The following is a 5,702-nucleotide window of genomic DNA, read 5'->3' on the forward strand; positions in this document are numbered from 1 at the left end:
CAGTCAACCTCTCCTCAAGTTCAAGGATTGCAACCATCATAGATTTAGCGGGCGGTAGTTTAACGACCTCGGTTCTACCTATGGAAGTCCTACCCTGTCTCTCATGGATATGTCCGCATACGTTAACTCCTGGTTGCGTTTCCTGGATGAACCTTAAGACCTCTTTGCTACCTACGTGAAGGTCGGGCCTGGATTCCGGGACATCGAATACGCCGTAAGGTGGCGTATGTGTTATGAGGATCGTCTTTTCATCCACCTCGTCTCTAACCTTATCCAACATCATCTTAAACCATTCTTCGTCGTGTTGATACGGAGTGTGGAAGGGACTTATCAGAGAACCGCCTACACCCGTAATCTTCCATCCGGACAACCGTTTAACCCTTCCTTCAACCGAAACACCTCTCTCCTCTAACAACCTTCTAACCTTTTCATCCTCCATGTTCCCGGGGACCACAAACACGTTCTCTCCTTCCAGTATCTCCAGCAACTCTTCACAGTATTCGTAATACTCCATATCACCAGCTATCAGAAAACCGTCATACTCGTGTTTGAACATGTGTCGTCTGAGTCGGTCTAAAAACTCATCCTCACCGTGCAGATCAGAGAAGGCGAGCATTCTCATAGCATCACCGTTTAACCCGACCATCGACCGATCATTTCCCGAGCATTGTCTCCGTGTGCCGCTACGGACGCGTGACAGACGCGTTAAACCGTTATTAACGTTCAACGGAACCATTTTGCAAACAATGCTCCGAACAATGCACCTAACATCGGGTACAGAGTGAAACTGATCAACGCCCGTATCCATAACACACTGAAACTCAGGGTTCTATCGGCTCCTGAGAGCGAAAGCACCAGGTTCAACATGTTCTCATCAAGGAAATCGAACGTACCGATGATAAAATTGTACACCGGACCGGCTAACATAACCTCTAACGATAGGACAACGATGAACGATACTATCGCAGCAACCAATCCTGTCAACGCTCCGGCCGCGGCACCTTTCTTTATACCGACAACGGTCTTGAAATCATCCTCTGCTCTTATGTACACTATTACTACGGCAGAAGCGATCGGTATTATCAAAAAGAATAACAGACTCAGCAACGGAATTCCGGTCAGTATCCCTGCGGTAACACCTAACAGAAGGACGGGTGTCAGCAACGTTATATCGATCCTATCGTCCACAGGTAACCGTTTACCGCTGAATATCTTACGCATCATAGATTCTCTATGCTCGACCCTCTTCTCATGTTTGACCGGTACAGGTTCCTTAGCGGGTAACGGATAACCCATCGACACAGAAGAAACATCCAGTTTACCGGACTTGATCTTCTTAAGACAGGACTTGCAGATTATTCGCGGGTCATCGGTCCCGATACAATCCTTACACACGCCTTTGTAACAGACCGAGCATATACCCACAGCATCCCTATCCTTATGAACATAACATTTCATATACCCTGCACCTTTACCGAAGCACACGGATGATACCTCTCCAGTTTTAAAAAAGGATCGTTAACCTTTAAAACCTACCTCAACCGTACCGAATCAAGGTTCATCAGGGCACGAGCTTCAATGTCAAACTTCTTGTAGATGGCACGGGCCAGTTCATCGCATTTTCTATCGTCACCGTGCATGGTAAATATCCGTTTAGGTTTTGGCGACAGTCGGGACACATAGGACAACAGTTGACGTCTGTCGGCGTGTCCCGAGAACCCTTCCACGGTTTCCACGCGGAGGTTTATTCGGACCATCTCGGACTTTTTCGTCTCGGGATTGATGAGAGGCACCTCTTTGGCTCCCCGTTGTATCTTGCGACCCAGCGATAACACGCTCTGATATCCTACAAAGACGAGTGCGTTCTTAGGGTCTTCCGCCATTAACCGTAGGTATTCGACCGACGGACCTCCGGTAAGCATACCTGATGGTGCAAGTATCACGCAAGGGTCACCTTCTACGATCTCTTTTCTATCGGTCTTCACGATTTCAAATATTTCGGATTCGAAGGGACTGTTGTTGGACAGGATCCTCTTCTGTAAACTGCTTTTAAGATATTCCGGGTAAGCGGTATGTATCGCGGATGCTTCCAGGATCATTCCGTCAAGATAAACGTTGTATTTTACATCGTTCTTCTTAGCTGCCTCCTCCAGCACCAACATGATCTCCTGTGACCTACCGACCGAGAAGACGGGTATAAGAACCTTTCCGCCGTTGTTCACCGTCTCGTTTATGATCTCGATAAGTTTCTTTTCCGACTCTTCACGCGGGGGCATATAATCTTCACGGCCGCCGTACGTACTCTCGATGAACAGTGTTTCTACACGCGGGAAGACCGTTGTTGCAGGGTCGAACAGACGCGCCATATCGCGCTTGCGCAACGCGTATTTGAGGTCGCCGGTGTAAACAAGGTTGTGTAATCCGTTATCGATATGCAGGTGCACCTGTGCGCTTCCCAGGATATGACCTGAGTTGTACAACGTGAGTTTGACTTCCGGCGTGATATCGACTACTTCGTTGTAATCTACAGGTACGGTGTTAATCAACTGATGGTGTATGTCTTTGATAGAATACGGTGGGTCGACACCGTTCCTCGCTATCACGTTCAGATAATCCATCTGCAAAAGAACCGTTAAGTCACGGGTTGGTGGAGTGCAGTAAACCGGACCATCGTAACCGTACGCATAGAGATAGGGGACGAATCCCGAATGATCAAGATGGGCATGGGACACGATAACCGCGTCCAGGTCGGACGGTTCCAGATGCATCTCGGACAGATACGGATACGCTTTCGATGGTTCGAACGTCTCGGAATTTATACCGCAATCTATCAGTATGTTGGTGTTAGGTGTCTGTACAAGCACGCATGAACGTCCGACCTCTTTAAACCCGCCCAATGCGGTCGCCTTAACCCATTCGCTTTTCTTGGGAGGTTTGCATAACGATTTACCCAATCTATCCAAAAACTTCTTACGTTTCTTGCTCTCTTTGAACAGGGATGCGCGTATCCCTTTTAACGTGGAAGATGCCATCGTAGGAGTACGGAATATCTTGACTGCCCAACCCGTTTCGATCATTATCGTCTTGAGCGTGACACCTTTCTTCCCGATGACCAGACCCGGTTTCTCAGCCTCGATCCAAACCTCTGAAAAATACGGATTGAATTTGATATCGGTAACATTGGCTTCCTTCGGCACGATCTGTTCGATCTTCTTGCGGGCCTCTTCCGGATCTGCCAAAAGACTGCTATCCACTCTTACCTTGATCCGTTTCTTGATCGCACCTGCCAGTTGTTTGACCAGATATTCGTTGGAAAAGAACTTCGCCACATCACGCACGTAGAGAACAATATCCAAACCTTCCGGCTCGACCTTTGTCAATCCGCACTCTTCTGGAACAATCTCGTACACTTTCTGTTCTATTTCTTTTAATTCCACGGTATTCACCTTTCTCACTTATTTATCCGAATTCCATTTTCCCCTGGTCATTCAAATTGCAAATTAGTTAACCTTTATCGTCAAATGACGTTACCGCTGATTCCATAACCGATGAACTATTCCGAACTGAGATTTTCAAGATGTAAAATGTTTAGACCCGTCATCAACTCAAAATATTTTCCATTATTTCTTCAACGCTTCTTTAAGGATCTTCTCCACTTCTTCCTTAGGATAACGTTCGACACCCTTCTCAGTAATGGCGACCAAATCTATACCGTTACCGGTTGCAGAGTCACGTTGCATCGATGTATGTATACCTTTGGCGGCTATCTTGAGGGCGTCTTCCAAACTCAGGTTTTCCCTGTACTCGTTCTCCAAAACACCGTAGGCGATCGGTGAACCGCTCCCTGTTGAAACGAACTTCTCCTTTGTAATACCTCCTATCGCATCGATGGAATATATCTCCGGTGTTTCGTCCTCATAACCCGCAAGAATCAATTGAACGAGGAACGGATAGTATTTGTAGGAGAAGAGAACGTTGGACAACAATGTTGCTGCACCTTTCGTAGATAACGGTTTACCTTCGCGTGTCCGATGTACGAAAAGTTGTGACTTGATCCATCTTACCAAAGTCTGTGCATCACCAACACTACCAGAAATCGTCATCGCCTTTCTCAGGTCTATGGCATGGATCTTCGGTATATCCTTGGACGCTATAAAGAAGTATGAACTTGCACGTTTATCGGCACTTAAGACAACACCTTCTTTACATGTCAAGGCGATTGTTGTTGTTCCGGTCTCTAACAGTTTAACCTTCTCTTTATTTTCCACAGTATCACCTATAAAAAGTTTGAAAAGTTTGATATTTTATCAACATAAAGTATTTAAAAACTTTTCGTAAAACCCGTTTGCAGTGCGAATGTGAATAAAATCGGGTTAACTCGAAAATCATGCCGGATACCGTGTCATCTCCCCACGTTCCATTCGCAAAGGCGTGTTCGCCGTCTTAAACGGGTCTGCCGTTATGCGTCGGAATGTTATACATTTATAAAGGTAGCCATTTTACTATCAGATCAGTATGCTATCAGATGGTTACAACCGGCATGCCTGCCACGGTTATCTGTCCAGGTCACAATTCGCACCGAATTCGTACTAAAAATCGTGAAAAAATCGTGAGGTGAATACGAATGCCGAACATCGCCCCTCCACAGATACCGCGTGTCGCAGAAGTCAAACCGACCCAGATAAAGGCGGCAAGGGAAGAATTCGGTAAACTTAAGAGGCATCTCAACGAGGTGCCGAGTTGGGAACTTACATCTATGACACCGGTAGAACTCAAATTCGGTAGAGAGGTTATCGAAAAGGTCGGTGAAGATGTCGGAAGAACGGTCCTGGAAACATTAGAACGCATCGGTAAATAGATGATAAACGAGCGTGATAATGGGCAGATAATTAGAAAAATGACAGATGTTAAGAAAAAGGGTGGGGATGTTATGACCGATGAACTGTCCGATGAGATGATACAAAGGAGCGAGGAACTGCTGGAAGAAGGTAAGATCGAAGAGAGTGAAGAGGTCAGTGAAGAACTTGTTGAATTAAATCCCGATGATGCGCTTGCACTTTATGTTCGAGGGAAAACATTGTACATGGATGAACAGTTCGAAGAAGCGTTAGCCGTTCTATCGAAATCTGCAGAACTCGATAGGGAACGTCCGGAAACATGGACCATGATAGGATTATGTCTGATAGCATTGAACAGGGTCGACGAAGCCGTTGATCCGTTAGAATACGCATGGGCCAAGGACCCGGACATATTGATTGCCGGGTACGCGTTAGGTCTGGCAAGGTTGTTGAAAGGCGAAACAGACAAAGCAGAGGAACTATTTGAAACCGTTCTGAAGAAGGATCCGAAAAGGTTTATGGAGTATACAAACCAGATGTACAACCGGTTGATAGCACCATCACAGATATCTTCAACAACAAAATCTTACATAGAAAGAGAGATCGAACGGATCCGTCTCAAGTACGGTGTATAACCCGTGATGACGTTCTACCGACGTTCTACCCTTTTTTCCTTCCTTTTTTCCCGCTCTTCCGGTCGAATGACTCCGGCAGATAGAGTTATCCCTCCATATATACACATCTCCAAAAACCCGTTTATTTCCCATATCTCTCACTCCATCATCCCTTCTCACTCATTACTTTCATCTTCAAGTTTGCAGACAACAGACAATAAAGAATTTTATTCCGGAAAAGGCAACGCAC

6 protein-coding genes are annotated in these 5,702 nt (G+C 46.0%); 2 read left to right on the top strand and 4 right to left on the bottom strand.

Features of this window, described 5'->3' with window-relative positions:
• The 4 genes from J7K41_04110 to psmB form a co-directional block, all read right to left on the bottom strand.
• Positions 1-736, bottom strand: a 736-nt coding sequence (locus tag J7K41_04110) for a metallophosphoesterase (GenBank protein MCD6549859.1), incomplete at its 3' end; no start/stop codon positions are given.
• The gene (locus tag J7K41_04115; protein ID MCD6549860.1) at positions 724-1,458 is read right to left on the bottom strand and encodes a hypothetical protein; all 735 of its coding nucleotides are present in this window, start codon (positions 1,456-1,458) and stop codon (positions 724-726) included. The genes J7K41_04110 and J7K41_04115, both read right to left, overlap by 13 nt.
• A 74-nt stretch (positions 1,459-1,532) precedes the next feature.
• Positions 1,533-3,446, bottom strand: coding sequence for a beta-CASP ribonuclease aCPSF1 (locus tag J7K41_04120; protein ID MCD6549861.1), 1,914 nt, complete (start codon positions 3,444-3,446; stop codon positions 1,533-1,535).
• 174 nt (positions 3,447-3,620) lie between these two features.
• A complete protein-coding gene (psmB, locus tag J7K41_04125) occupies positions 3,621-4,244 on the bottom strand; it encodes an archaeal proteasome endopeptidase complex subunit beta (GenBank protein MCD6549862.1) in 624 nt (207 codons plus the stop codon).
• Between the two features lie 380 nt (positions 4,245-4,624).
• On the opposite strand from psmB, the gene J7K41_04130 reads away from it, so the two are divergent.
• Positions 4,625-4,858: a hypothetical protein gene (locus J7K41_04130; protein MCD6549863.1), complete on the top strand. Its 234-nt coding sequence runs from the start codon at positions 4,625-4,627 to the stop codon at positions 4,856-4,858.
• A 72-nt stretch (positions 4,859-4,930) separates the two neighbouring features.
• Positions 4,931-5,473, top strand: coding sequence for a tetratricopeptide repeat protein (locus J7K41_04135; GenBank protein MCD6549864.1), 543 nt, complete (start codon positions 4,931-4,933; stop codon positions 5,471-5,473).
• The last annotated feature ends 229 nt before the right edge of the window (positions 5,474-5,702 follow it).

It is taken from the genome of Candidatus Micrarchaeota archaeon (genome assembly GCA_021163225.1).
Taxonomy (GTDB): Archaea; Micrarchaeota; Micrarchaeia; order Anstonellales; family JAGGXE01; genus JAGGXE01.

Excerpts from the sequence above, each read along its gene's own strand:
- J7K41_04130 (MCD6549863.1), top strand. The coding sequence starts at position 4,625 with ATGCCGAACATCGCCCCTCCACAGATACCGCGTGTCGCAGAAGTCAAA.
- J7K41_04115 (MCD6549860.1), bottom strand. The coding sequence starts at position 1,458 with ATGAAATGTTATGTTCATAAGGATAGGGATGCTGTGGGTATATGCTCG.
- J7K41_04135 (MCD6549864.1), top strand. The coding sequence starts at position 4,931 with ATGACCGATGAACTGTCCGATGAGATGATACAAAGGAGCGAGGAACTG.